The 22806-nt window shown below is 62.7% G+C and carries 24 protein-coding genes; 12 read left to right on the top strand and 12 right to left on the bottom strand.

The window, feature by feature from the left end; genetic code table 11:
* Positions 1-24 precede the first annotated feature (24 nt).
* The 3 genes from hslO to NFR87_RS02620 are packed head-to-tail and all read right to left on the bottom strand — an operon-like array spanning position 25 to position 1941.
* Positions 25-909, bottom strand: a complete 885-nt coding sequence (gene hslO, locus NFR87_RS02610) for an Hsp33 family molecular chaperone HslO (protein WP_251446149.1) — start codon at positions 907-909, stop codon at positions 25-27.
* Positions 909-1652: a class I SAM-dependent DNA methyltransferase gene (locus NFR87_RS02615; protein ID WP_251445929.1), complete on the bottom strand. Its 744-nt coding sequence runs from the start codon at positions 1650-1652 to the stop codon at positions 909-911. The genes hslO and NFR87_RS02615 overlap by 1 nt, the downstream gene beginning before the upstream one ends.
* Positions 1639-1941, bottom strand: a complete 303-nt coding sequence (locus NFR87_RS02620) for a YerC/YecD family TrpR-related protein (protein ID WP_251445931.1) — start codon at positions 1939-1941, stop codon at positions 1639-1641. The genes NFR87_RS02615 and NFR87_RS02620 overlap by 14 nt, the downstream gene beginning before the upstream one ends.
* Before the next feature lie 120 nt (positions 1942-2061).
* Here NFR87_RS02620 and NFR87_RS02625 point away from each other — a divergent pair, with 120 nt between their 5' ends.
* Both NFR87_RS02625 and rpmB read left to right on the top strand, forming a co-directional pair.
* On the top strand, positions 2062-2748 hold the full coding sequence (locus NFR87_RS02625; RefSeq protein WP_251445934.1) for a hypothetical protein: 687 nt from the start codon (positions 2062-2064) through the stop codon (positions 2746-2748).
* A 101-nt stretch (positions 2749-2849) separates the two neighbouring features.
* On the top strand, positions 2850-3038 hold the full coding sequence (gene rpmB, locus NFR87_RS02630; RefSeq protein ID WP_251445935.1) for a 50S ribosomal protein L28: 189 nt from the start codon (positions 2850-2852) through the stop codon (positions 3036-3038).
* 187 nt (positions 3039-3225) lie between these two features.
* On the opposite strand, the gene NFR87_RS02635 is transcribed toward rpmB, so the two are convergent.
* Positions 3226-3411, bottom strand: a complete 186-nt coding sequence (locus NFR87_RS02635) for a hypothetical protein (RefSeq protein ID WP_251445939.1) — start codon at positions 3409-3411, stop codon at positions 3226-3228.
* 151 nt (positions 3412-3562) lie between these two features.
* Here NFR87_RS02635 and NFR87_RS02640 point away from each other — a divergent pair, with 151 nt between their 5' ends.
* From NFR87_RS02640 to NFR87_RS02650, 3 genes are all read left to right on the top strand, one after another.
* Entirely contained in the window at positions 3563-4351 is a 789-nt protein-coding gene (locus NFR87_RS02640; protein ID WP_251445942.1) for a cell wall hydrolase, read from the top strand.
* A gap of 274 nt (positions 4352-4625) precedes the next feature.
* A complete protein-coding gene (locus NFR87_RS02645; protein WP_251445944.1) occupies positions 4626-5444 on the top strand; it encodes a cell wall hydrolase in 819 nt (272 codons plus the stop codon).
* A gap of 132 nt (positions 5445-5576) precedes the next feature.
* A complete protein-coding gene (locus NFR87_RS02650) occupies positions 5577-7058 on the top strand; it encodes an S-layer homology domain-containing protein (RefSeq protein ID WP_251445947.1) in 1482 nt (493 codons plus the stop codon).
* Between the two features lie 58 nt (positions 7059-7116).
* Here NFR87_RS02650 and clpB read toward each other — a convergent pair whose 3' ends face one another.
* From clpB to NFR87_RS02665, 3 genes are all read right to left on the bottom strand, one after another.
* Positions 7117-9744 (bottom strand): ATP-dependent chaperone ClpB, encoded by a 2628-nt coding sequence (gene clpB, locus NFR87_RS02655; RefSeq protein ID WP_251445950.1) that lies wholly within the window; start codon positions 9742-9744, stop codon positions 7117-7119.
* 76 nt (positions 9745-9820) lie between these two features.
* Complete coding sequence (locus NFR87_RS02660; RefSeq protein ID WP_251445952.1) at positions 9821-10246, bottom strand: Hsp20/alpha crystallin family protein; 426 nt, start codon at positions 10244-10246, stop codon at positions 9821-9823.
* Between the two features lie 322 nt (positions 10247-10568).
* The gene (locus NFR87_RS02665; protein WP_420910698.1) at positions 10569-11924 is read right to left on the bottom strand and encodes a uracil-xanthine permease family protein; all 1356 of its coding nucleotides are present in this window, start codon (positions 11922-11924) and stop codon (positions 10569-10571) included.
* 324 nt (positions 11925-12248) lie between these two features.
* Here NFR87_RS02665 and NFR87_RS02670 point away from each other — a divergent pair, with 324 nt between their 5' ends.
* The 3 genes from NFR87_RS02670 to gluQRS all read left to right on the top strand — a co-directional run bounded on the left by NFR87_RS02670 (position 12249) and on the right by gluQRS (position 15448).
* Positions 12249-13508 (top strand): diaminopimelate decarboxylase, encoded by a 1260-nt coding sequence (locus NFR87_RS02670; RefSeq protein ID WP_251445958.1) that lies wholly within the window; start codon positions 12249-12251, stop codon positions 13506-13508.
* Between the two features lie 65 nt (positions 13509-13573).
* Positions 13574-14452: a hypothetical protein gene (locus NFR87_RS02675; RefSeq protein ID WP_251445959.1), complete on the top strand. Its 879-nt coding sequence runs from the start codon at positions 13574-13576 to the stop codon at positions 14450-14452.
* A gap of 63 nt (positions 14453-14515) precedes the next feature.
* A complete protein-coding gene (gene gluQRS / locus NFR87_RS02680) occupies positions 14516-15448 on the top strand; it encodes a tRNA glutamyl-Q(34) synthetase GluQRS (protein ID WP_251445962.1) in 933 nt (310 codons plus the stop codon).
* Between the two features lie 51 nt (positions 15449-15499).
* Here gluQRS and NFR87_RS02685 read toward each other — a convergent pair whose 3' ends face one another.
* A complete protein-coding gene (locus NFR87_RS02685) occupies positions 15500-15970 on the bottom strand; it encodes a metallophosphoesterase family protein (protein WP_251445964.1) in 471 nt (156 codons plus the stop codon).
* Between the two features lie 72 nt (positions 15971-16042).
* Between NFR87_RS02685 and NFR87_RS02690 the strand changes: the two genes are divergently transcribed.
* From NFR87_RS02690 to NFR87_RS02700, 3 genes are read left to right on the top strand one after another with little or no spacing between them, the layout of a single operon-like run.
* Positions 16043-16321, top strand: coding sequence for a hypothetical protein (locus tag NFR87_RS02690; protein WP_251445967.1), 279 nt, complete (start codon positions 16043-16045; stop codon positions 16319-16321).
* 27 nt (positions 16322-16348) lie between these two features.
* Positions 16349-16834, top strand: coding sequence for a hypothetical protein (locus NFR87_RS02695; RefSeq protein WP_251445970.1), 486 nt, complete (start codon positions 16349-16351; stop codon positions 16832-16834).
* A complete protein-coding gene (locus NFR87_RS02700; RefSeq protein WP_251445972.1) occupies positions 16827-17066 on the top strand; it encodes a hypothetical protein in 240 nt (79 codons plus the stop codon). The genes NFR87_RS02695 and NFR87_RS02700 overlap by 8 nt, the downstream gene beginning before the upstream one ends.
* Here the strand turns inward: NFR87_RS02700 and NFR87_RS02705 are convergent.
* The 4 genes from NFR87_RS02705 to trpS are packed head-to-tail and all read right to left on the bottom strand — an operon-like array spanning position 17038 to position 21167.
* Entirely contained in the window at positions 17038-17820 is a 783-nt protein-coding gene (locus NFR87_RS02705) for a hypothetical protein (protein ID WP_251445975.1), read from the bottom strand. The two genes, NFR87_RS02700 and NFR87_RS02705, sit on opposite strands and share 29 nt — an antisense overlap.
* Before the next feature lie 58 nt (positions 17821-17878).
* Positions 17879-19027, bottom strand: a complete 1149-nt coding sequence (gene wecB, locus NFR87_RS02710) for a non-hydrolyzing UDP-N-acetylglucosamine 2-epimerase (RefSeq protein WP_277613120.1) — start codon at positions 19025-19027, stop codon at positions 17879-17881.
* Positions 19024-20112 (bottom strand): MraY family glycosyltransferase, encoded by a 1089-nt coding sequence (locus tag NFR87_RS02715; RefSeq protein WP_251445981.1) that lies wholly within the window; start codon positions 20110-20112, stop codon positions 19024-19026. Before NFR87_RS02715 ends, wecB begins: the two co-directional genes overlap by 4 nt.
* A gap of 53 nt (positions 20113-20165) precedes the next feature.
* A complete protein-coding gene (gene trpS, locus NFR87_RS02720; RefSeq protein WP_251445983.1) occupies positions 20166-21167 on the bottom strand; it encodes a tryptophan--tRNA ligase in 1002 nt (333 codons plus the stop codon).
* A 137-nt stretch (positions 21168-21304) separates the two neighbouring features.
* Between trpS and gltX the strand changes: the two genes are divergently transcribed.
* The gene (gltX, locus tag NFR87_RS02725; RefSeq protein WP_251445986.1) at positions 21305-22789 is read left to right on the top strand and encodes a glutamate--tRNA ligase; all 1485 of its coding nucleotides are present in this window, start codon (positions 21305-21307) and stop codon (positions 22787-22789) included.
* Positions 22790-22806: the final 17 nt, after the last annotated feature.

Here is a 22806-nt window from a genome sequence, read left to right on the forward strand (position 1 = left end):
GGGCCGTTTCCCGCCTGCCGGCGCTCAGCGGCCGGCCCGCTCCAGCAGGGCCGTCAGCTCCTCCCTGCTGAATTGGTACACCGCATCGCAGAACTGACACGTCAGCTCCGCCCCGCCCTGCTCCTCGATGAGGCTCTTCAGCTCGCCGGGGCCCATGCTGACGAGGGCCCGCGCCACCCGCTCCCGGCTGCAATAGCACCGGTACTCCACCGGCCTGCGCTCCAGGATCTCCAGGTCAAACCCCGCCAGTGCCCGGCGCAGAAGCCCCTCGGCGTCCATGCCCTCCTCCAGCAGCGCAGCGGTCACCGGCCCCAGGGCCTGCACCCCCGCCTCCACCCGGTCGATGACGGCGTCATCGGCCCCGGGGAGGAGCTGAATGAGGTAGCCCCCCGCCCGGAGCACCGACTGGTCGGTGTCCACCAGCACCCCCAGGGCGCAGGCGGTGGGGATCTGCTCGCTGACGGCAAAGTATTCCGTCACGTCCTCCGCGATCTCCCCGGAGACCAGGGGCACCATGCCCACATAGGGCTCCTTCATGTCCAGATCTTTGATCACGGTGAGGGTGCCGCGGCCCACCGCGCCGCCCACATCCAGCTTCCCGTTTTCCTTCAGCGGCAGAAGCACCGCCGGGTTCTGCACATAGCCCCGGACGTTGCCCTCGTCGTCCGCGACGGCGGTAAGACTTCCCAAGGGCCCATCCCCCTTGAAGCGCATAGTCACGGAGGAACCAGCCCCCTTGAGCTGGTCACCCATCATAGAGCAGGCCATCAGACAGCGGCCCAGGGCGGCGGTGGCCACGGGCAAGGTCTTATGGATCTGCCGGGCCCGCTCGGTGAGCGCCCTTCCAGTGATGGCCATGGCCTTCGCCGGGGCGTTTTTGGCAATGACGCGAATGATCTCGTCCATAATTACTCTCCTTTGACAGCGGAGAAAAAGACCCGCTGTTCCCCCTCCTTGGGCGCGCTCATGCGCAACTCCCCATACCGTTTGATCCTGGCAAAGCCCGCCTGCCGCAGACAGAGCTCCAGCTCGTCCATGGTATAGGCATACTCCCGGTGGAGCTCCTCGCCCCGCCGCCACATTCCGCCCTCCCGGCGAAAAATATCCATCCAGAAGGTACAGATACGCCGCTTGGGGCTGTACTCTCCCCGCCAGACGCAGAACTCCTCCTCCGTCTCGTCCAGAAAGACCTGTCCGTCCATGCTCTCCAGCTTCTCCGGGGTGTCAGCGTCGAAGAGAAAGACTCCGCCGGGCTCCAAGTGCTCCCATACCCGTCGAAAGGCCCGGCGGAGCTTGGCCGGCTGGAGGACATAGTTGACGCTGTCCAGAAAACAGACGCAGGCGTCCACCCGCCCGGGGAGGCGAAGGGCCTCCATGGCTTCGCAGAAGAACCGGGGCCTCTGTTCCAGGCCCCGGCATTTTTCCTCCGCCACCGCCAGCATATCGGGGGACAGATCCACCCCTGCCACCTCATAGCCCCGGCGGGCAAGCTCCCAAGTCAGACTTCCAGTCCCGCAGGCCAAGTCCAGCACCGTATGCACTTCCCTGCCCAAGCGGCCAAAATGCCGCTGGGCGTAATCCGCCCAGCGGGAGTAATCCACATCCGTGGTCAGCGCGTCATAGCTTCCGGCCAGGAACTCATAGCTTGCCATACTTCTCCTTGATCCGGGGAAGCACCTCCTGGTAGCCGTCCGCCCCATAGTGGAGGGAGCGGTTCACCCGGCTGATGGTGGCGCTGGAGGCCCCGGTGCGCTCCAGAATATCGTTGTAGATCATGCCCTCGCTCAAAAGAATGGCCACCTCAAAGCGCTGCTCCATAGAGCGCAGCTCCGACACGGTGCACAGATCCTGGAAGAATTTCTTGCACTCCTCCATGTCCTTCAGGGAGAGGATCGCCTCGTATAAGATATCGCTCTCTCTCCGCTTCCCGCCTTTGATCATTTGGACAGCCTCCTCTTTCGTATTTCATCTCCATTTTATCAAAGTGAAGCATGAAAGTAAAGTCTTGAACGGAAATTTTTCTCCCGCATAGACTGAAATAATGAGAAAGGGGGAGCTGTGATGAAAACAACGACCACCCCGCCCGCCCTGGCCGAGGCCGGGACATACCGGCAGGTCTTCCGTCAGGGTGAGGCCGTTCTGCTGACGGCGGCTGCCCGCTGGCCCCGGCTGGAGGAGACCTCTCCCGGAATACGCCGGGTGAACCGCTACTACGACGCCCTCTTCGACCGCTGGCGCCGCCGGTGGGAGGGGCCCCTGCTGGAGCAGGCCAAAGCCGCCGCCGGGCCGGAGTCGCCCCCCTGGTCCGCACAGCTGGACTTCACTGTCACCCACTTCTCCGATGGGCTTTTCAGCCTATACATCGACGTTGTGGAGGAGACAGCCTCACGGCCCCGCCGGATACGGCTGGGAGACATCTGGTCGCTCCCCGCCGGCGTGCCCGTGACCCTGCGGGAGCTGCTCCCCCGCCGCCGCTGGTGGCGGGGGCCGGTGATGGAGGCCATCCGCGCCCAGGTGGGACAGCGGGTACAGGCGGGGGAATCCATCTACTACGAGGACTGGCCCCGGCTGGTGTCCACCCACTTCTCTCCCCGGCGCGCCTACCTGACTGAGCAGGGCCCCACGGTCTTCTATCCCCAGGAGACCATCGCCCCGTCTCTGGAGGGCTTTCCCACCTTTTCTCTGGCTGCCCTGTGCCCGCCCGTCAGCCCCCCGGAGGAGGCCACGGAGGCTCCCGGTACACTTTAAGCCACTTTTCGAAAAAAACCCTTGCTTTTTTTCCTTGATTCTGCTAATATAGAAGCCGATGCTTTTCAAGCGAATCCTGACCAGCGAGGAGGTAAAAGCGAATGGCCAAATGTGAATTCTGCAACAAGGGCGTTGTGTTCGGCAACCAGGTCTCCCACTCTCACCGCCGCTCCAACCGGCCCTGGAAGCCCAATGTGAAGCGGGTCAAGGCAATCGTCGACGGCACTCCCAAGCATGTGTACGTCTGCACCAGATGCCTCCGTTCGGGTAAGGTCACCCGCGCCGTGTAATCCCCCATTCACAGACAAAAAGCCGCTGTCATTGACAGCGGCTTTTTTACCGTTTCACGGTAAAAAAGTACACTTGAATATGGCCGTGGGCCGGGACGGCCCACATGGCAAAAAAAGCCGCTGTCAATGACAGCGGCTTTTTTGTACGTAGCCGCCCATTGCGGGCGGCAGGGGCGCTGGATATCACTCACATGATATGCTCCTGACAGAAGTCGTCCAGGACTTGAAAACCCATCCGTTCCCAGCTTGCCAGCTGGAACTTGCGGATGCTGGTGGCGTCCCATTGGGAACACAACCGGTTCTCCGGATCCAGACGAAGACTGTCGGCAGGTCGCGCTGTCCTCTTTTTCTTTACGCTCACGCCGGTCTCCATACCTTCACCCCCAGAAGAGAGTTTGCCCCGGCGGCGGCGATCCCATAGGTGGAACTTCCTTCCATGGAAAACATTGTCCCTTGAAACAGGGTTTTCTATAAGTTACAATTTGGTTACAAACCATTTTGACCATTTTCAAGGAGGTTCTCCCATGAAACGCCAGCTCTCTGCTCTGCTTCTGAGTCTGCTTCTCCTGACTTCTTCCGCCCATGCCGCCAGCCTCACCCTGGACGGCGCGCCGCTGGACGTGGGCCACGCCCCCGTCTACAGCGGCTCCACCTACGTCTCCCTCCGTGCGGTGGTGGAGGCCGTCTGTCCCGACGCCTCCGTCTTCTGGGGCGCGGGCCAGGCCAACGTCTATACCCCCTCCCTCACCCTCGCCGCCCAGCCGGGGCAGACCGCTCTTATCTGCAACGGCGACAGCCTCCCCCTCTCCTCTCCCATCCTGCTGGACAGCGGGCGCACTTTAGTTCCCATCCGGCCCCTCGCCTCCCTTTTGGGGATGGAGGTGACCTGGAACGGCGCCACGGGCACGGTGGAGCTCACCACCGGCGCGGAGGCGGAGCGCGACGATTACGACGACCAGGTCTACTGGCTCTCCCGCATCATCTCCGCCGAAAGCCAGGGCGAGTGCTGGGAGGGCAAGATCGCCGTGGGCAACGTGGTACTCAACCGGGTAGCGAGCCCCGACTTCCCCAACACCATCTACGGCGTTATCTTTGATGACCGCTGGGGCGGACAGTTTGAGCCGGTGCGCAACGGCACCGTCTACGACACGCCCACCCAAGAGAGCATCCAGGCCGCCATCGCCTGCCTGGCGGGAGAAAATACGGTGGGAGACAGCCTCTACTTCCTGGCCCCGGAGTTGACCGACAACCACTGGACAATGGAAAACCGCCCCTATGTCACCACCATCGGCGCCCACTGGTTCTACCTTTAATATTCGCCAAACCGAAAGCCGCCCTCACGGGCGGCTTTTTTATTTCACGCAGTCCGTTCCCCACGCCCTATCCTTAGTCCCCCAAGGGATAGGGCCGTTTCCGTTTGTAACTTTTTTCAATAATTTTTTGCCGTCAAAATCGACAATTTTCATGTAAAATTACCTGTTTCAAAAAATTTTTCTTGACTTTTGGTTTCAAAGCGGTTACAATGCGGTTACAATTTTTGCGCAGTTCCCTCTGCCAAATTGTAACCATTTCAGGAGGAATTATTTCATGTTGAAACGTCTTCTCACTCTGGCGATGTGTCTGTGCCTGACCTTTGGGCTGGGCGGCAATGTGATCGCTGTTGAGAGCGACGGCATCGACGTCATCGTCAACAACGCCGTCATTGACCTGGACGTCCCTGTCCAGGTCGAAGGGCAAACTACCTTTGTGTCCTATTGGCCCGTGGTTCGCGCTCTCTACCCCGACGCCCAAGCGGTATGGCAGGACGGCCAGGCGGTGGTCACCGCCGCCGGCCTGACTCTCACCATCCAACCCGGAAGGCCCTATCTGGTGGCCAATGGCCGCTACCTGTATATGCCCCAGGGCACCAAGACCCTGGGCGACACCATCCAGGTGCCCAGCCGGGTGCTGGCCGCCGCTCTGGGGGCCAACGTCTCCTGGGATCCCGTGGGCTGCGACGTAGTCTTCACCGCCGGCATGGGCCCCATCACCTCCGGCGGCGTGGCCTACCAGGAGGATGTGCTCTACTGGCTCAGCCACATCATTTACGCCGAGAGCGGCAACCAGTCCCTGGAGGGAAAGATCGCCGTGGGTAACGTGGTGCTCAACCGCGTCCACAGCGCCAAGTTCCCCAACACGGTCTACGAGGTCATCTTCCAGCGGGGCCAGTTCACCCCCGTCTCCAACGGCACCATCTATGCCACGCCCACTGAGGAGTGTCTGGTGGCGGCCAAGCTCTGTCTGGACGGGGCCAACACCGCGGGCAACGCCCTCTACTTTATCAACCCCCGGTATTCTCCCAACAGCTGGGCCAGCCGGAACCGGCCCTATGTGGCCACCATTGGCGCCCATGCCTTCTACGCCTGAGCCCTTTGCTCCAAAAATTGCTGCCGCCCCTCCTTCGGGAGGGGCGGTTTTTTCATGCTTTACGCCTTGACTTGCCCTTTGAGGCAGGCTATACTTTTATGCAGAAATATGCCGAATCTTTGGAGGCGATCTATGAAACATCCCTTCCGTCTGCCCGCTCTGGCCCTTGCCGCCCTTCTCCTTCTGCCCCAGGGAGCAATGGCCGCCCGGTTCTCTGACCTGCCCGCCTCCCACTGGGCCTATGACGATATGTCCCAGGCCGTGGGACTGGGGATCCTCAACGGCTACGATGACGGCTCCATCCACCCTGACGATACCCTCACCTGGGGCCAGTACCTGGTGATGCTGGATCGGGCCTTCTATCCCGATACCTACTCCGCTCTCACCGACTCCGGCACCAACTGGGATCAGGCGGGCTACTGGGCCGCGCTGGGCGAAGGTCTCCTTACGGAGGGAGACTTTCTCCCTGTGACCCCTCTCACCCTCTCGGAGCCCATCCTCCGGGCGGACGCCGCCGTGCTGCTGGATCGGATGCTGCCCGAGGACGTCCGGGGCCGCTCTACGAGCGGCTGGTGGTGGGGAGAGCCTGCAACCGCCGGGGATGTCTTCTCCGACTACGCTGCCCTGGGCGGGCCCTACCAGGAGGCTCTGGATCGGCTCTATGACGCCTACATCGTCAACGGCCGGGACGACGGCACCTTCGGCGGTGGAGAGACCATCAAGCGCGCCGACGGCAGTGTACTTCTGATGCGGGTGGTGGACGCAGTAGAGCAGACCTACTACGGCGAGGAAAAGACGGTGACCCTCCACATCACCGATCAGCAGGGCAACCCCCTGGTCGAGGATCGGACGGCGGAGGCCACAGTGGGCCAGTCCGTCTGGTACCTGGTGGACGATGATGAAATACCGCCCCGCTTCCAGTGCCTCTCCGACTATGAGCAGGTGACCCGCCGCAAGGACGAGTACACCCTGGTCTACCGCCCCTACACCAAGGCGGAGAACGCCCAGGCCGACTTTGAGGAGGCGGTGGAGCGGGGGGAGGCCAGCTGGGACGATTACTACGACCAACCCTTCTGGCTCTGGTTCCAGGGGGAGAACGAGCAGAAGCGCACCCTCCTCTTCGGCGACGGAGAAAAGCGCCGCTACGCCGACCAGACGGAGGCTTACGCCCACCAGACCACCGTCACCATCCCCGTCTGGCACCTGGATCGCAGCGGCAGCAAGGTGCCCGCTACCACCGATCTGGTCATCAACGCCGCCATCGCCGAGGATGTGGTGGCCATCTTTACCGAGATCTATAACGACCCCGAGCAGTTCCCCATCCACGATATCGGCGGCTACAGCTGGCGGGGCGACAGCGCCACCGGCGAGCACAACTGCGGCACCGCCATCGACATCAACGCCGTTGAGAATTATCAGGTGCGGGACGGCAAAGCCCTGGTGGGCAGCTATTGGAAGCCCGGCGAGGATCCCTATTCCATGCCCGCCGACGGGTCGGTGGTGCGCATTTTTGCCGAGCACGGCTGGTCTTGGGGCGGCGACGCCTGGGCCTGGGACGACGACCCCACCACCGGCTATCACGACTATATGCACTTATCCTATATGGGCGGCTGACAGGTAAAACAAAAGAGGGACTGGCATCCAAACGGTGCCAGTCCCTTTTTTTATCTTCTCACTCTATCACTTCGCCCTGAAGGACTTCCCCGCTCTCCACCACCAGCTGGCCGTCCTTCTCGTCCACTGTAAGCAGCTCCCCCGGCGCCGCCGTGCCGGACAGGACGGCCCGGCTGATGAGGGTCTCCGCCGTGTGCTGGAGATACCGCCGCAGGGGCCGGGCCCCATAGAGGGGATCGTAGGCGTTGGCGATCACGAACTCCCTGGCCGCCGGGGTCAGCCGGCAGCGCAGCTGTCTGGCGGCCAGGCGGGCGTTGAGGCTCTCCACCATCAAATCTACAATGTGTCCCACGTTTTCCCGGGTCAGGGGCTTGTAGAAGACGATCTCGTCCAGCCGGTTGAGGAACTCCGGACGGAAGGACTGCTTCAAAAGGCCGTTGACCTGCGCCCGGGCCTCCGGGGTGATCTCCCCGTTTTCGTCGATGCCATCCAGCAGATATTGGGAGCCCAGGTTGGAGGTGAGGATGATGACTGTGTTCTTGAAGTCCACCGTCCGCCCCTGGCCGTCGGTGATGCGCCCGTCGTCCAGTACCTGCAGCAGCACATTGAACACGTCCGGGTGGGCCTTCTCCACCTCGTCAAAGAGGATCACGGAGTAGGGCGCGCGGCGCACCGCCTCGGTGAGCTGTCCCCCCTCCTCATAGCCCACATAGCCCGGCGGGGCGCCGATGAGCCGGGAGACAGAGAACTTTTCCATATACTCGCTCATATCGATGCGCACCAGGTTCTTCTCGCTGTCGAAGAGGGCCGCCGCCAGGGTCTTGGCCAGCTCCGTCTTACCCACGCCGGTGGGGCCCAGGAAGAGGAAGGAGCCGATGGGCTTGTCCGGGTCGGCCACGCCGGCCCGGCTTCTCAGGATGGCCTCGCTGACCAGGCGCACCGCCTCATCCTGGCCCACCACACGCTCATGGAGGATGTCCTCCAGGTGGAGCAGCTTCTCCCGCTCCCCCTCCATAAGCCGGGCGACAGGGATCCCCGTCCAGCGCTCCACGATCTTGGCCACCTCTTCCTCGGTGACCTTGTCCCGCAGAAGGCTCTGCTCCTCGCTCTGCTGGGCGGCGGCCTCCTCGGCCTCCAGCCGTTTGCGCAGCTCCGGGATCCGGCCGTATTGGAGCTCGGCGGCCTTGTTCAGGTCGTACTGCCGCTGGGCCTGCTGGAGCTGGGCGCTGGCCGCCTCCAGCTCCCGGCGCAGTCCGCGCACCTTGCCGATGGCGCTCTTCTCATTCTCCCAGCGGGCCTTCTTGGCCTTGAACTCCTCCCGCAGGTCGGACAGCTCCCTGCTGATGTCCGAGAGATGCTCCTGGGAGAGCTTGTCGGTCTCCTTGCTCAGGGCGTGCTCCTCGATCTCCAGCTGGGTCATCTTCCCCTGAAGCACGTCCAGCTCGGTGGGCATGGAGTCGATCTCGGTGCGCACCGTGGCGCAGGCCTCGTCGATGAGGTCGATGGCCTTGTCGGGGAGGAACCGGTCGGTGATGTACCGGTCAGAGAGGGTGGCGGCGGCGATGATGGCCGGGTCGGTGATCTTCACCCCGTGGAACACCTGATAGCGCTCCTTCAGCCCCCGGAGGATGGCCACCGTGTCCTCCACGGTGGGCTCCTTCACCAGCACCGGCTGGAACCGCCGCTCCAGGGCGGCGTCCTTCTCGATATACTGGCGGTACTCATTGAGGGTGGTGGCGCCGATGCAGTGGAGCTCTCCCCGGGCCAGCATGGGCTTGAGCAAATTGCCCGCGTCCATGCTTCCCTCGGTCTTCCCCGCCCCCACGATGGTGTGGAGCTCGTCGATGAAGAGGAGGATGCGGCCCTCGGACTTTTTGACCTCGCCCAGCACGGCCTTCAGCCGCTCCTCGAACTCCCCCCGGTACTTGGCTCCGGCGATAAGGGAGCCCATGTCCAGACTGAAGATGGTCTTGTCCTTCAGGGAGGCGGGCACGTCCCCCTTCACGATGCGCTGGGCCAGTCCCTCGGCGATGGCGGTCTTGCCCACCCCCGGCTCGCCGATAAGGACGGGATTGTTCTTACTTTTCCGGGAGAGGATACGGATGACGTTTCGGATCTCCTCGTCCCGGCCGATCACCGGATCCAGCTTGTTCTGCCGGGCCCGCTCCACCAGGTCGGCGCCGTACTTCTTCAGGGCGTCATAGGTCTCCTCCGGGTTGTCGGAGGTCACCTGCTGGCTGCCCCGGACGGCAGACAGGGCCTGGAGGATGCCCTCCTGGGTGACCTGGTAGGTCTGGAACAGCTCAGCCAGGGCCCGCTCGGCGGTCTTCACCAGAGCCAGGAGCAGATGCTCCACCGAGACATAGGCGTCCTTCATCTGGCCCGCCGTCTCCTCGGCGCTTTGGAGCGTCCTCTCCACCCCCGGAGAGACGTATACCTTCCCCATCTCCCGCCCCGGGCCGGAGACCTTGGGCAGGCGCTCCGCCTGGGCCTCCACGGCGGCGGTGAGGGAGGGCACGGTGAGGCCCATATTCCCCAGCAGCTGGGGCACCAGTCCATTCTCCGCCGTCAGCAGGGCCAGGAGAAGGTGACACTGCTCGATCTGCTGGCTTCCAAGCTGCGCGGCAAGCCCCTGGGCTCTCTGAACGGCCTCCAGAGACTTCTGTGTATAATTCTGCGCGTTCATAATTCCGATCCACTTCCTCTCAAAGCAAAGGGGGCCGGCCGGTCAAAAGACCGCCCGGCCCCCCTTTTGGTCTGTTTTACTGAATGAAGATCTTCTTGGTCTCCGGCTCGGTGGGCTTCACCTTGGGCAGGGTCAGGCATAACACGCCGTTTTCATAGGCGGCGGTGATGGCGCCCTCCTCAATGCCCGTCACATCGAAGCTGCGCTGGAAGGAGCCCAGGCGGCGCTCCCGGCGGATATAGCCGCCCTCGTCCTTGCTCTCGGCGCTTTCCTGGTGGACGGCGGTGATGGTGAGAATGCCGTCCTTCAGATCCAGGGAGATGTCCTCTTTCTTAAAGCCGGGCAGCTCGGCCTCCAGCAGGTAGCTGTCCCCAGTGTCCCGGATGTCGGTGCGGAAGGCGGGCAGCTCGGCATTGCTCTTGCGGAAGAAGTCCCGGGTGAAGTTGTCGAAGGTGTCGAAGAAATTGTTGTCGCTGCGGTCAAAGGGGATCATTCCAAACATAGTAAAAACTCCTTTTTTATGTGATGGTACGGTCTGATTTTAGCACTCAAATCTTTTCTTTGCTAACTTTTCTCGGGCTCCATGGGCCTCATCCTTTCCGGCGGCAGGAGGTCTTTTTTCCTCCCCGGCCTGCTCCTGTTTTCTGAAACCAAGTATAATCAATGCTTGTGAACAAATATAGCACAAATTATGTCTAAATTGTAAACGTTAGCACTCAACGACTTTAAGTGCTAATTTCGTTTAAAAGAGGATCCCGGGCCGCAGAGCGGCCCGGGATCCGTCTACTAATATATGTAGATAGTCTTGTCACGCTCCGCGCTTCTCAGTACTTCCCCAGGCTGCCGGAGTTGTGACCGTCGTCCTTGCCGAACTCATAGTCGTTGCCGGGCAGGACGGCGTTGAGGAGGATGCCGGCCAGGGCGGCAATGGCCAGGCCGGTGAGGGTCAGAGAGGCGCCGCCCACCTGGAAGGTCAGTCCCCCGGAGAAGCCCAGGCCGCACACCAGGATCACCGCGGCGATGATCAGGTTCCTGGAGTTGGTGAAGTCCACCTTGTTCTCCACGATATTCCGCACGCCGATGGCGGAGATCATACCGTAGAGCATGAAGCTGACGCCGCCCACGATAGCGGAGGGCATGGTGCCGATGACCTCCGCCATCTTGGGGATGAAGCCCAGCACCACCGCGTAGAGGGCCGCCAGGCGGATGACCCGGGGATCGTAGACCCGGGAGAGCACCAGCACGCCGGTATTCTCGCCGTAGGTGGTGTTGGCCGGGCCGCCAAACAGTCCGGACAGGGCCGTGGCCAGGCCGTCGCCCACAAGGGTGCGGTGAAGGCCGGGATCCTCAATGAACTTCTCCCCCACCGTGGCGGAGATGGCGGACATGTCGCCGATGTGTTCCATCATGGCGGCGATGGCGATAGGCGCCATGACCAGAATGGCGGACAGGTCAAACTTGGCCAGCTGGAAAGGGGGCAGGCCCAGCCAGCCCGCCTGGGCGATGGCGGCCGTGTTCAGGATGGCCGAGCCGTCGACGTTGGTCATGCCCATGGCGTTCATAATGAGCGCGGCGGCGTAGGAGATGATCACGCCCAGCAGGATGGGGATGATCTTCAGCATCCCCTTGCCCCAGATGTTGAACACAATGATGACGCCCAGGGCGATGAGGGCAAGCAGCCAGTTGGTGGAGGCGTTGGATACGGCGGAGGGAGCCAGGTTCAGGCCGATGCAGACGATAATGGGCCCGGTGACCACCGGGGGCAGATAGCGCATGACCTTATGGACGCCCACCACTTTCACCAAAAGGGCCAGCACCAGATAGAGAAGTCCCGCGATGACGATGCCGCCGCAGGCGTACTGGAGCTTTTCGGCGGCGGCCAGGCCCTCGTAGGCGGGCAGCTTGGAGATGGTCTCAAAGCCGCCCAGGAAGGCAAAGGAGGAGCCCAGGAAGGCGGGTACCTTCAGCTTGGAGCAGAGGTGGAAAAACAGGGTGCCCACTCCGGCAAAGAACAGCGTGGTCTGGATGCTCAGGGGAAGGCCGTACTGGCTGCTGACAATAATCGGCACCAGAATGGTGGCTCCAAACATGGCGAACATGTGCTGGAGACCCAGCAGAAGCATTTTGGGTACCCCCAGTGCCCGTGCGTCGCGAATCGCATTTTGATCCATACTTCTCATTTCTCCTTTCTTTTCTTCCGATCCTTACATAGAAATGGGCAAAAAAAGAGACAATCACAAAAGTGATTGTCTCTCAACAAACTGCCCATTGAAAAAGGAAAGAAAAGGCCCCTGTCCAAAGCGAAAACGTCCACGCGTCAACTTGGTCATCGCCGATCCCTCCCTTTTCTCATTGGGCAGTATTCTACCAAAGCTTCCCTCCGCTGTCAAGAGGGAATTTTTCCCTCTTCGACTTTTTTCTTTTCCGGAGGCGGCATTGACAGCCGGCCCCGACAAGTGCTATCATATTTCCACCAGAAACCACAGAGAAATGAGGCTTCCCCCATGAAAAAGCCCTTTGTGACCCTTCCCCAGCTCCAGGCCATCACGGCCCAATACCCCACCCCCTTCCACCTCTATGATGAGGCGGGCATCCGCCAGACCGCCCGGCGGCTGAAGGCCGCCTTCGCCTGGAACCCCGGCTTCAAGGAGTATTTCGCCGTAAAGGCCACCCCCACCCCCGCCATTCTCAAGGTCTTGCAGGAGGAGGGCTGCGGCACCGACTGTTCCTCCCTCACTGAACTGATGCTCGCGGACAGGTGCGGCTTTACCGGCAGCGAGATCATGTTCTCCTCCAACGAGACCCCGGCGGAGGAGTTTGCCCTGGCCGCCAAGCTGGGGGCCACCATCAATCTGGACGACTTCACCCACATCGACTTTCTGAAGGACACCCTGGGACATATCCCGGAGACCATCTCCTGCCGCTTTAATCCCGGCGGCGTGTTCCAGCTGGGAGAGAGCAAGGAGGGCTTCCAGGTCATGGATACCCCGGGGGACAGTAAATACGGCTTTACCCGAGAGCAGCTCTTCGAGGGCTTCCGCAAGCTGAAGTCCATGGGCGCCAAGCGGTTCGGCATCCACGCCTTCCTGGCCTCCAACACCATCTCCAACGACTATTATCCCGCCCTGGCGGGCATCCTCTTCCAGCTGGCCGCCGACCTGGAGAAGGAGACCGGCTGCGATGTGTGCTTCATCAACCTCTCCGGCGGCGTGGGGATCCCCTACCGGCCTGAGCAGAGCGAGAACGATATCGCGGTCATCGGCGAAGGGGTGCGCAAGCAGTTCGAGAAGATCCTGGTGCCCGCGGGCATGGGAGATGTGTCCATCTATACCGAGCTGGGCCGCTATATGCTGGGCCCCAACGGTTGTCTCGTGACCAAGGCCGTCCACTTCAAGCACATTTACAAGGAGTATGTGGGCGTAGACGCCTGTGCCGCCAACCTGATGCGCCCCGCCATTTACGGCGCCTACCACCACATCACCGTCGCCGGCAAGGAGGCCGCCCCCTGCGACCATGTCTACGACGTGGTGGGCTCCCTGTGCGAAAACAGCGATAAGTTCGCCATTGACCGCGCCCTGCCCGAGGTGGCGCTGGGCGACCTGCTCATCATCCACGACACCGGAGCCCACGGCTTCTCCATGGGCTACAACTACAACGGCAAGCTGCGCTCCGCCGAACTCCTTCTGCAGGAGGACGGCACGGTCAAGCTCATCCGCCGGGCCGAGACCCCGGAGGACTATTTCGCCACCATGCTGTTTGAGTGAGCAAGCCGGGCGGAGCGTATCCGCCCCTACATACTGCCCCTCACGTTGGAAAGGAGTACATACCCATGGGCCTGTTTGACCGCTTCAAGAAAAAAGCCCCCAACGCCGCCCCGCAAAACAGTGAGGCCAAGCCCCCGGAAGCCGGTCTCCCCCAGTGGCCCCAGCCGCCTCAGGAGGACACCATGGCCCTCCTGCTTATGGATCGGCTGCTGCCCGGCGTCACCCCCGCCGTGGAGGCCCTCCGCGGCGCCTTCGGCCCCGGCGCCGTCAGCGATATCGACGAAAGCCACCCCCGGGTGCCCGCCTTCATCGCCACCGTGGACGGCCTGGAGTTCTGGGTCTCCTACCTGCCCATGCCTGTGCCCGCCGACACGCTGGATGTGGCCACGGCGGCAAAATACAGCTTTCTCCTCTCCGACGAGGAGAAGTCGGCCTTCGCCGGCAACAAGTCCTTCTGGATGCTGGCCCAAAAGGGAGCCGGCAAGACCCTGGCGGAAAAACGCCGGGCCTGCTGGGCCTTCTCCCTCCTCTGTGCCGCCCTGCTGGGGCTGGAGGGCGCCGTGGGCGTCCACCCCATCAACCAGGGCGGCCTGCTGGTGAGCAAACGGCATTACCTCCAGCAGCGGGAACTGATGGAGGGCAAGGGCTGGGACAACACCGAAGGGTTTTTCCCCGTGCCCCTTTGGGTGTGGATCTACGGCACGGCCCAGGAGGGAAAGGACACCATTCAGACCACCGGGCTCAAGGACTTCGGCCTGCCCGAGCTGGGCTTCTTCGCCCCTCAAAAGCCGGTGGGCGAGCTTTTGGATCTGCTCTATTCCATGTCCTGCCTCCAGATCACCGGCAGACAGCTCTACCGCAACATGGCCCTGGTGCCGCTGGATGAAGAGACCGAGGCAGTCTGCAAGCAGGAGGGGGACACCCTCTTCTTTATCGGCGCCTGAGCGCGGGCGCCCACAAATTTTCCATGCTTTCCACGAGGCTTGGATCCGATCGGAGGTGCCCCCATGGCGGTGAAAGGCCGTTTTGCCCCCTCCCCCAGCGGGCGAATGCACCTGGGGAACCTGTTCTCCTTCCTGCTGGCCTGGCTCTCCGTCCGGCACGAGGGCGGCTCCCTGGTTCTCCGGGTGGAGGATCTGGATCCGGTGCGCTGCCAGCCCGCCCATGCCTGGCAGCTCATGGAGGATCTGGAGTGGTTGGGCCTCACTTGGGACGAGGGGGGCGAAAGCCCGGCCTCCTGGCAGTCCAACCGGGGACATCTCTATGCCGCGGCCTTCGAGGCCCTGACGGCTCAGGGCCTCACCTACCCCTGCTTCTGTTCCCGCATCCAGCGGCTGAACGAGGCCCCACACCTCCACCAGGTCTCCCCCTCCTGCCCCTGCGCGGCGCTGACGGCGGAGGAGGCCGCCCAGCGGGCCCTGGAGCGCCAGCCCAGCTTCCGGGTGCGGGTGCCCCACGAGACCATCTCCTTCACTGACGCTCTCCAGGGCCCCTACGCTCAGGATCTGGCCACCCAGTGCGGCGACTTTCCCATCAAACGCTCTGACGGGGCCTGGGCCTATCAGCTGGCGGTGGTGGTGGACGACGCCGACATGGGGGTCACCCAGGTGGTGCGGGGGCGGGATCTCCTCTCCTCCACCCCAAGACAGCTATGGCTCTTTCAGGTCTTGGGGCTCAAGGCGCCTGAATATATCCATGTGCCCCTTCTGCTGGCTCCGGACGGCCGGCGGCTGGCCAAGCGGGACGCCGACCTGGACATGGGCGCCCTGCGGCGGCGGTATACGCCGCAGGAGCTTCTGGGCCTGCTGGCCCATATGGCCGGCCAGCAGGACAGCGACTGCCCCGTCACTGCCGAAGCCCTTGCCCAGCGCTTCGACTGGGCCAAGGTGCCCCGGGAGGACATCACGGTGGACGCCGCGCTTCTGGATCCCACTTATTGAGCGATATCAAAAAAAAGCCCGGCATCTGCAGATGCCGGGCTTTTTCCTGTTTTATTCCATCGCCGCCGTGCGGCAGTAGAGTTCTCCGTCCCGTTCCTCCATGACCCCGTAAGTGGCTCTGGGCCGGCCGCTGACAGTGCCGGGATTCATGATCCACAGCGAGCCCTCCCGGGTGCAGAGGGGCTGATGGGTGTGGCCAAAAAGGACTGCCTCTACCCCTCGTGTTCGGGCCTCCTCCGTCAGCATCCCCAGCCCCGCCTTCACCCAGTAGGTGTGACCGTGGAGCATCCACACCCGGCGCAGGTCGAAGAAAAGCTCCCGCTCCTCGGGGATCTGGCTGTCCATGGGGTCGCAGTTTCCCCGCACCTGCTCCAGTTTCAGACCGGGGCAGGCATCAAGGAGCCTGGCCCCGTCCCGCGCCACGTCTCCCAGATGGAGCACCCGGTCGGGCTTTTCCAGCTCGATGGCCCTGCGCATATAGTCGATATTTCCATGGGAATCAGAAAAAACCAGCCATTTCATCCTGTCACCTTCTCCCTTCCCACTCATATAATAGAGGGAAGCCAACTATGATACCTAAGGGAGTGATCCGTCATGACCAGACCCGACCCCGCCTGGGACGCCCTGAAGCAGGATCCCCAGGCCGCCCAGATCCTCAAAGACCCCAAGGGCCTTCAAGCCCTCCTCTCCTCTCCGGAGACCCAGAAGCTCATGACCCTGCTCAATCAGAGCGCCGGGGATGGGCTCCAGGCCGCCGCACAGGCCGCGGCCAAGGGAAAGCCCGACGCCCTCATGGGTCTTCTCAATCAAGTCATGGGTAGCCCCGAAGGGGCCCAGGCCGTAGAGGGCCTGAAAAAGAAGACCGGGAACTGAATCCTTTCGTCAAAAAGGGGTGAGACCATGGCGGAGCTTCAAGAACAATTACAGGCCATCCTGGGAGATCCCCAGGCCATGAGCCAGATCACCGCCATCGCCCAAGCCCTCACCGGCGGCAGCCCCAAAATCGACCCCAGCCCCGCCCAGGAGCCTCCGGCGGAGGCGGACTATGTGCCTGTAGAGGCCCCGGCCCTGCCGGAGGGGACAGCCGCCCCCGCCACCGGCGCTGATACTGCCAATGCCGACGGCCCCGACCTCTCCGCCCTGCTGGGGGCGCTGGGGGGCGGGGGGCTGGGTGACCTTGATCCCAGGCTCCTTCAGATCGCGCTGAAGGTCTATGGCGAGTATTCCGCCCAGGACGACGAAAAAGCCGCCCTGCTCTCCTCCCTAAAACCCTTTCTCCGCCCCGAACGGCAGGAAAAGCTGGAGAAGGCGGAGAAGATCGCCCGCCTGTCCCGCGTGGTTCGTGTCGCGGTAGCCCTTTTGAAGGAGGAGGGTGGCCATGTATAACCCCTATCTCCCCCAGTCCCGCCAGTTCCCGGAGGCGGGGCCGCCCCCGCCGACGGCGGATGCCGCTCCAAGGGAAAAGAAGGGTCTGAGCGCCCTTCTGGCCGGTCTGAAATTGGAGGAGCTGGACACGGGGGATGTATTGCTGCTGCTCATCCTCCTCTTTCTCTTCCTGGACGACAGGGAGGACAACCTGGAGCTGCTCATCACGCTGGGTCTGATGCTCCTTCTGTAGTTCCGCCGCCCTCGCCCACCACGTGGAGCACCTGGCCGTCGGGCAGGTCGAAGGAGGCCCAGGCGGGAGCGGGGATCTCCGCGGCAGTGGCGGCCATGGAATAGACCACCGCTCCGCCGGTCTCGGTCTCCGCGGCCATGAGAAGCCCGCTGTCCGCCGACACCCAGTACCGCTCCACCTGGTCAAGCTCGGGCACGGCCACCTCCACATAGACGCAGGCCATCCCGTTTTTATTTTCATACCCGGCATTGGTGATGCTCGCCGGATCCAGGGCCAGCACGTCCTCGTAGGTGGGGATGCGCTGGCCCTCCACGTCCACAGAGTCCTCGCCGGCGCTCCAGGTCAGGATGGTGCGGTCGTTGTTGTTCCAGCGCCAGACCGTGCCGTCTCCCACAATGGTGTGGATGGTCAGGCCCGTGGGCAGGGCCAGGTCGGCCCGCGTCCAGCCGCCGTCCACCCAGACCTGGGCGGTGGAGGTGACCCCCTCCAGGGTGGTGGTGACCACCCTGGAATAGCTCTCCAGCCGGCTCATAGCGGCGATGACGCTCTGAACAGTGCCCGGAGTCACATCTACCCGGACGCCGCCGCTCTGACCGCTCTCCCCCGGCTGCTCCACCCCGGTGGGGACAGGGGTGGGCAGGGTGATAGTGGCCGTGGGATTTGCAAAGAGGGGAAGGCCGAAGCTGGAAAAGACGGCGGCGATGATGACCACGGCAATGAGCGCCACCAAAATATTCCGGTTTTTCCGTTCCATGGGCCATTCCCCCTTTCTTTTCAAAAGCCTCCCCCCAAGGGGAGGCTTTTGAACTCTTTTATGCCTTGAACTCCTCCGGGCCGCTCTCCCGCAGGCCGAAGTGATACTCGATGGCGTCTCCGATGCGCGCGCAGGCCCGGCCGTCCCCGTACGGATTGACCGCATGGGCCATGGCGTCATAGGCCGACCGGTCGGCAATAAGCTGGGCCCCCAGGGCGAAGATGTTCTCCTCCTCAGTGCCCGCCAGCTTCACCGTGCCCGCGGAGACCGCCTCGGGCCGCTCGGTCTCCCGGCGCATGACCAGCACGGGCTTTCCGAGAGCCGGGGCCTCCTCCTGAAGCCCGCCGGAGTCGGTCATCACAAAGGAGCACCGGGCCATGAGATTGTGCATCTCCTCCACATCCACCGGGTCGATCAGATGGATACGGCCGTGGCCGGCCAGGTACTCCCCCGCCGCCTGGCGAACTACGGGAGACAGGTGAACCGGATACACCAGCTCCACCTGGGGATATGCCTCCACCAGACGGCGCAGGGCGGTCATGATGTGCCTCATGGGCTCGCCGTAATTCTCCCGGCGGTGACAGGTGACCAGGATCACCGTTCGGTTTACATAATCCAAATGGTTCAAAAGCTCTGTGGGGAAATGAAAATCCGGCCGCACCGTGGTGGCCATGGCGTCGATGACTGTGTTGCCGGTGAGGAAGACCCCATCGGAGATCCCCTCCCGCCGCAGGTTGTCCCGGTTGGCGGCGGTGGGGCAGAAGTGGAGATCGGCCAGGTCGCCCACCAGGGTGCGGTTCATCTCCTCGGGGAAGGGGGAGTATTTGTCGTAGGTGCGAAGGCCCGCCTCCACATGGCCCACCTTGATCTGGCCATAGAAGGCGGCCAGGGCGGCGGAAAAGGCGGTGGAGGTGTCCCCGTGGACAAGCACCAGGTCGGGCTTTCCCTCGGCAAAGACCTTCTCCAGGCCCAGCAGACATTTGGTGGTGATGGTGGACAGGGTCTGCCCCGGCTCCATGATATTCAGGTCAAAGTCGGGCCGGATCCGAAAGATGTCCAGTACGCTGTCCAGCATCTCCCGGTGCTGGGCGGTGACACAGCAGAGGCTCTCGATCCCCTCCCGGCGGGAGAGCTCCCGCACCAGGGGGGCCATTTTGATGGCCTCGGGCCGGGTGCCGAAGATGGACATGACACGCACGCTCATCACTTCTCCTCCTCTTCCCTGCGATCCCGCCGGGGCCGGTGGGCGCCATAGAATACGCTCAGCGCCACCGCTCCCGCCACGCAGAAGGCGAACAGCAGCAGCATGGCCTTCACCGCCCCGGAGGTGGTGAGCACCACGGCGGAAAGGCCCAGAATGGCGGTGATGACGTACAGGACTGCCACCGCCTGCTTCTGGGAAAAGCCCATATCGATCAAACGGTGGTGGACATGGCTCCGGTCGGCGTGCATGGGGCTCTGGCCGTGGGCGATGCGGCGGATAAAGGCGAAGCAGGTGTCAAAGATGGGCAGGCCAAACAGCAGGAAGGGCACCACAAAGGAGATGAGGGTGTACATCTTAAAGAGGCCCTGGACAGAAATGACCGCCAGGATGTAGCCCAGGAAGGTGGAGCCGGTGTCCCCCATGAAGATCTTGGCCGGATTCATATTGTAGGGCAAAAAGCCCAGGCAGCCCCCCGCAAGGGCAGCCACCAGAAGCGCCACCTGAGGCTCCCCCAGCAGCAGGGCGATGACCAGCAGGGTCATAGAGCTGATGGAGGAAACGCCGCAGGCCAAGCCGTCCAGCCCGTCAATGAGGTTGACGGCGTTGGTCATGGCCACGATCCAGATCAGCGTGATGGGATAGGCCAGGATCCCCAGTTCCCAATAGGGGTTGGAGGAGAAGATGTTGGGGTTGGACAAAGCCTCGATCACATTGCCCGTCATGACGGCGATGAGGGCGGCCACGATCTGCACCACCAGCTTGAACTTGGCCCGCAGGTCATAGATATCGTCAAAGACGCCCAGCACCACGATCATCACCGCCCCCAGCAAAGCGCCCTGAAGCTGGGTCGTCAGCGGCACGAAGATAAGGGTGGAGAGCAGGAAGCCCAGCACGATGGCCAGCCCTCCCATCCGGGGGATGGGGTCTGAGTGCATCCGCCGCTCCGGGTCTTTATCCTTGCTCGGATCGTCCACCGCGCCCATCTTCACCGCCAGGGTTTTCACCACGGGGGTGAGGATGAGGGCGATCAGGAAGGCCACACCCAGGGCGGCGGCCACCTGACCGATGAGTTCCAATGAAATAGGCATGGGCGTATCTCTCCTTGCTCCGGCGGGGCCGGAGGGTTTCATACGTAAAGGGGTCAGCGGGGCAGGAAGCCCACCTTTTTCTGTACCTTGCTCAGGGTGCGGCCCGCCACGCAGGCGGCCTTGTCCGCCCCCTGGCGCATGAGCCGCTCCAGCTCCCCCTTGTCGCTCAGAAGCCGCTCAGTCTCCTCCCGCACGGGGCGCAGGCATTCCACAACGGCCTCTCCCACGGCGGGCTTAAACGTACCGTAGCCCTGGCCGGCGAAGCGGCTCTGGGCCGCCTCCAGGCTCTCTCCGGCGGCGGCACAGTAGATATCCAGCAGGTTGCTCACCCCGGGCTTTGCCTCCCGGTCATAGCGCACACAGGCCTCCGTATCGGAGTCGGTGATGGCCCGCTTGAACTTGCGCATGATGTCCTCGGGCTTATCCATCACGAAGACGCAGCCCTCGGAGACGGACTTGCTCATCTTGCTGTCGGGGGTGCTCAGGCCCATGACCCGGGCCCCCTGCTTGGGTATGACCGCCTCGGGCATGGTGAACACGTCGCCATACACGCCGTTGAACCGCTGGGCGATGTCCCGGGTGAGCTCCACATGCTGGCGCTGATCTTCCCCCACCGGGACGATGTCCGTCTGGTAGAGGAGGATATCGGCGGCCATAAGGGTGGGATAGGTAAATAGGCCGGCGTTGATGTTGTCGGCGTGCTTGGCGGACTTGTCCTTGAACTGGGTCATACGGCTAAGCTCGCCGAACATGGTAAAGCAGTTGAGGATCCATGCCAGCTCCGCGTGGGCGGGCACCATGGACTGGACAAAGAGGATGCTCCTATTGGGGTCGATGCCGCAGGCGATGAGCTGGGCAAAGAGCTCTGTGGAGCGGCGGCGCAGGGTGGCGGGATCCTGCCGCAGGGTGATGGCGTGCTCGTCCACCACGCAGTAGACGCAGTCATATTCATCCTGATAGGTCGGCCAGTGCCGGAGTGCCCCCATATAGTTGCCCAGGTGGATATCGCCGCTGGGCTGGATACCGCTGAAGCTGATCTTGCGTCCTTTTATCATGTGAAACACTCCTTTTCTCAGAACGGCTGACCGCCCTGGTAATACCAAATCACTATATCACATTTCTCCCCGCTTGACAAGTTCTTCCCCTGCCGATAAAATAAAGACAAACCCAGTCACATTTGGAGGAATTTATCATGGACATGTCCTGGTTCGATGAGATGGAAAAGCGGATCCCCCACGGGGAAGTCCGCACCCGGTTTGCCCCTTCTCCCACAGGGTATATGCACGTGGGCAACCTCCGCACCGCCCTGTACACCTGGCTCATTGCCCGGCACCAGGGGGGCAAGTTCCTGCTGCGCATTGAGGACACCGACCAGGGCCGCCTGGTGGAGGGCGCTGTGGACGTGATCTACAAGACCCTCCGGGAGTGCGGCCTCACCTGGGACGAGGGCCCCGACGTGGGCGGCCCGGTGGGCCCCTATATCCAGACCGAGCGGCGGGACTTCTACGGCAAGTATGCCCATCTTTTGGTGGAAAAGGGCGGCGCCTATTACTGCTTCTGCGAGAAGGCGGAGTCCGCCGAGGACTCCGGCAACTTTGAGAAGACCGCCGACCCCTGCCGCGATCTGCCTCTGGCCGAGGCCAAGGCCCGGGTGGCGGCAGGCGAGCCCTACGTGGTGCGCCAGAAGATCCCCCAGACGGGCCAGACCACCTTCCAGGACGCGGTCTTCGGCGCCATCACCGTGGACAATGACACGTTGGATGACCAGGTGCTCCTGAAGCGGGACGGCCTTCCCACCTACAATTTTGCCAACGTCATCGACGACCATCTCATGGGCATCACCCATGTGGTACGGGGCAGCGAATACCTCTCCTCCGCCCCCAAGTATAACCTGCTCTACGAGGCTTTTGGCTGGGAAGTTCCCACCTATATCCACTGCTCCCCCGTCATGCGGGACGCCCACAACAAGATGAGCAAACGCCACGGCGATCCCTCCTATGAGGATCTGAAGGCCCAGGGCTATCTCACAACGGCCATCCTCAACTATGTGGCGCTGCTGGGCTGGGCCCCCAGAGGGGAGAATGCCGAGCGGGAGTTTTTCACCCTGCCCGAGCTGGCGGACATTTTTGAGCTCTCCGGCATCTCCAAGTCCCCCGCCATCTTCGACATCGAGAAGCTGAAATACTTCAACGCCAACTACCTGCGCGCCCTCTCCCCTGAGGCGTTCTATCCCCTGGCTCAGCCCTACCTGCAGCAGGCCGTCCACGCCCCCCAGGTGGATTTGAAGCTGGTAGCTCCCCTGGTGCAGCCACGGTGCGACACCCTGCTGGACATTGCCCCCCAGGTGGACTTCTTCGACGCGCTGCCCCAGTATTCCAACGAGCTATACTGCCACAAGAAAATGAAGACCGACGAGGAAAACTCTCTGGAGGCTCTCAAGGCCACCCTGCCGGTACTGGAGGCCCTCCAGGCATGGAGCTACGACGCCATCCACGACGCCCTGGTGGGCCTGGCGGAAAAGCTGGAGCTGAAAAATGGCCGGATCATGTGGCCGGTGCGCACCGCCCTGTCCGGCAAGGCCGTCACCCCCGGCGGCGCGGTGGAGCTGTGCCACATTCTGGGCCGGGAGGAGACCCTGCGCCGCATAGCGAAAGGGATCGAACAGCTGAGCAAATGATCTCATAGGCATTTTAT

The organism is Vermiculatibacterium agrestimuris (assembly GCF_943193085.1).
GTDB lineage: Bacteria > Bacillota > Clostridia > Oscillospirales > Oscillospiraceae > Vermiculatibacterium > Vermiculatibacterium agrestimuris.

Coding starts and splice junctions, on each gene's coding strand:
- clpB (WP_251445950.1), bottom strand. CDS start 9,744: ATGAACGCGCAGAATTATACACAGAAGTCTCTGGAGGCCGTTCAGAGA.
- NFR87_RS02670 (WP_251445958.1), top strand. CDS start 12,249: ATGAAAAAGCCCTTTGTGACCCTTCCCCAGCTCCAGGCCATCACGGCC.
- NFR87_RS02685 (WP_251445964.1), bottom strand. CDS start 15,970: ATGAAATGGCTGGTTTTTTCTGATTCCCATGGAAATATCGACTATATG.
- trpS (WP_251445983.1), bottom strand. CDS start 21,167: ATGATAAAAGGACGCAAGATCAGCTTCAGCGGTATCCAGCCCAGCGGC.
- gluQRS (WP_251445962.1), top strand. CDS start 14,516: ATGGCGGTGAAAGGCCGTTTTGCCCCCTCCCCCAGCGGGCGAATGCAC.
- NFR87_RS02635 (WP_251445939.1), bottom strand. CDS start 3,411: ATGGAGACCGGCGTGAGCGTAAAGAAAAAGAGGACAGCGCGACCTGCC.
- NFR87_RS02690 (WP_251445967.1), top strand. CDS start 16,043: ATGACCAGACCCGACCCCGCCTGGGACGCCCTGAAGCAGGATCCCCAG.
- NFR87_RS02625 (WP_251445934.1), top strand. CDS start 2,062: ATGAAAACAACGACCACCCCGCCCGCCCTGGCCGAGGCCGGGACATAC.
- NFR87_RS02640 (WP_251445942.1), top strand. CDS start 3,563: ATGAAACGCCAGCTCTCTGCTCTGCTTCTGAGTCTGCTTCTCCTGACT.
- NFR87_RS02665 (WP_420910698.1), bottom strand. CDS start 11,924: ATGAGAAGTATGGATCAAAATGCGATTCGCGACGCACGGGCACTGGGG.
- NFR87_RS02615 (WP_251445929.1), bottom strand. CDS start 1,652: ATGGCAAGCTATGAGTTCCTGGCCGGAAGCTATGACGCGCTGACCACG.
- rpmB (WP_251445935.1), top strand. CDS start 2,850: ATGGCCAAATGTGAATTCTGCAACAAGGGCGTTGTGTTCGGCAACCAG.
- NFR87_RS02620 (WP_251445931.1), bottom strand. CDS start 1,941: ATGATCAAAGGCGGGAAGCGGAGAGAGAGCGATATCTTATACGAGGCG.
- NFR87_RS02660 (WP_251445952.1), bottom strand. CDS start 10,246: ATGTTTGGAATGATCCCCTTTGACCGCAGCGACAACAATTTCTTCGAC.
- NFR87_RS02700 (WP_251445972.1), top strand. CDS start 16,827: ATGTATAACCCCTATCTCCCCCAGTCCCGCCAGTTCCCGGAGGCGGGG.
- gltX (WP_251445986.1), top strand. CDS start 21,305: ATGGACATGTCCTGGTTCGATGAGATGGAAAAGCGGATCCCCCACGGG.
- NFR87_RS02650 (WP_251445947.1), top strand. CDS start 5,577: ATGAAACATCCCTTCCGTCTGCCCGCTCTGGCCCTTGCCGCCCTTCTC.
- NFR87_RS02675 (WP_251445959.1), top strand. CDS start 13,574: ATGGGCCTGTTTGACCGCTTCAAGAAAAAAGCCCCCAACGCCGCCCCG.
- NFR87_RS02715 (WP_251445981.1), bottom strand. CDS start 20,112: ATGCCTATTTCATTGGAACTCATCGGTCAGGTGGCCGCCGCCCTGGGT.
- NFR87_RS02695 (WP_251445970.1), top strand. CDS start 16,349: ATGGCGGAGCTTCAAGAACAATTACAGGCCATCCTGGGAGATCCCCAG.
- NFR87_RS02705 (WP_251445975.1), bottom strand. CDS start 17,820: ATGGAACGGAAAAACCGGAATATTTTGGTGGCGCTCATTGCCGTGGTC.
- NFR87_RS02645 (WP_251445944.1), top strand. CDS start 4,626: ATGTTGAAACGTCTTCTCACTCTGGCGATGTGTCTGTGCCTGACCTTT.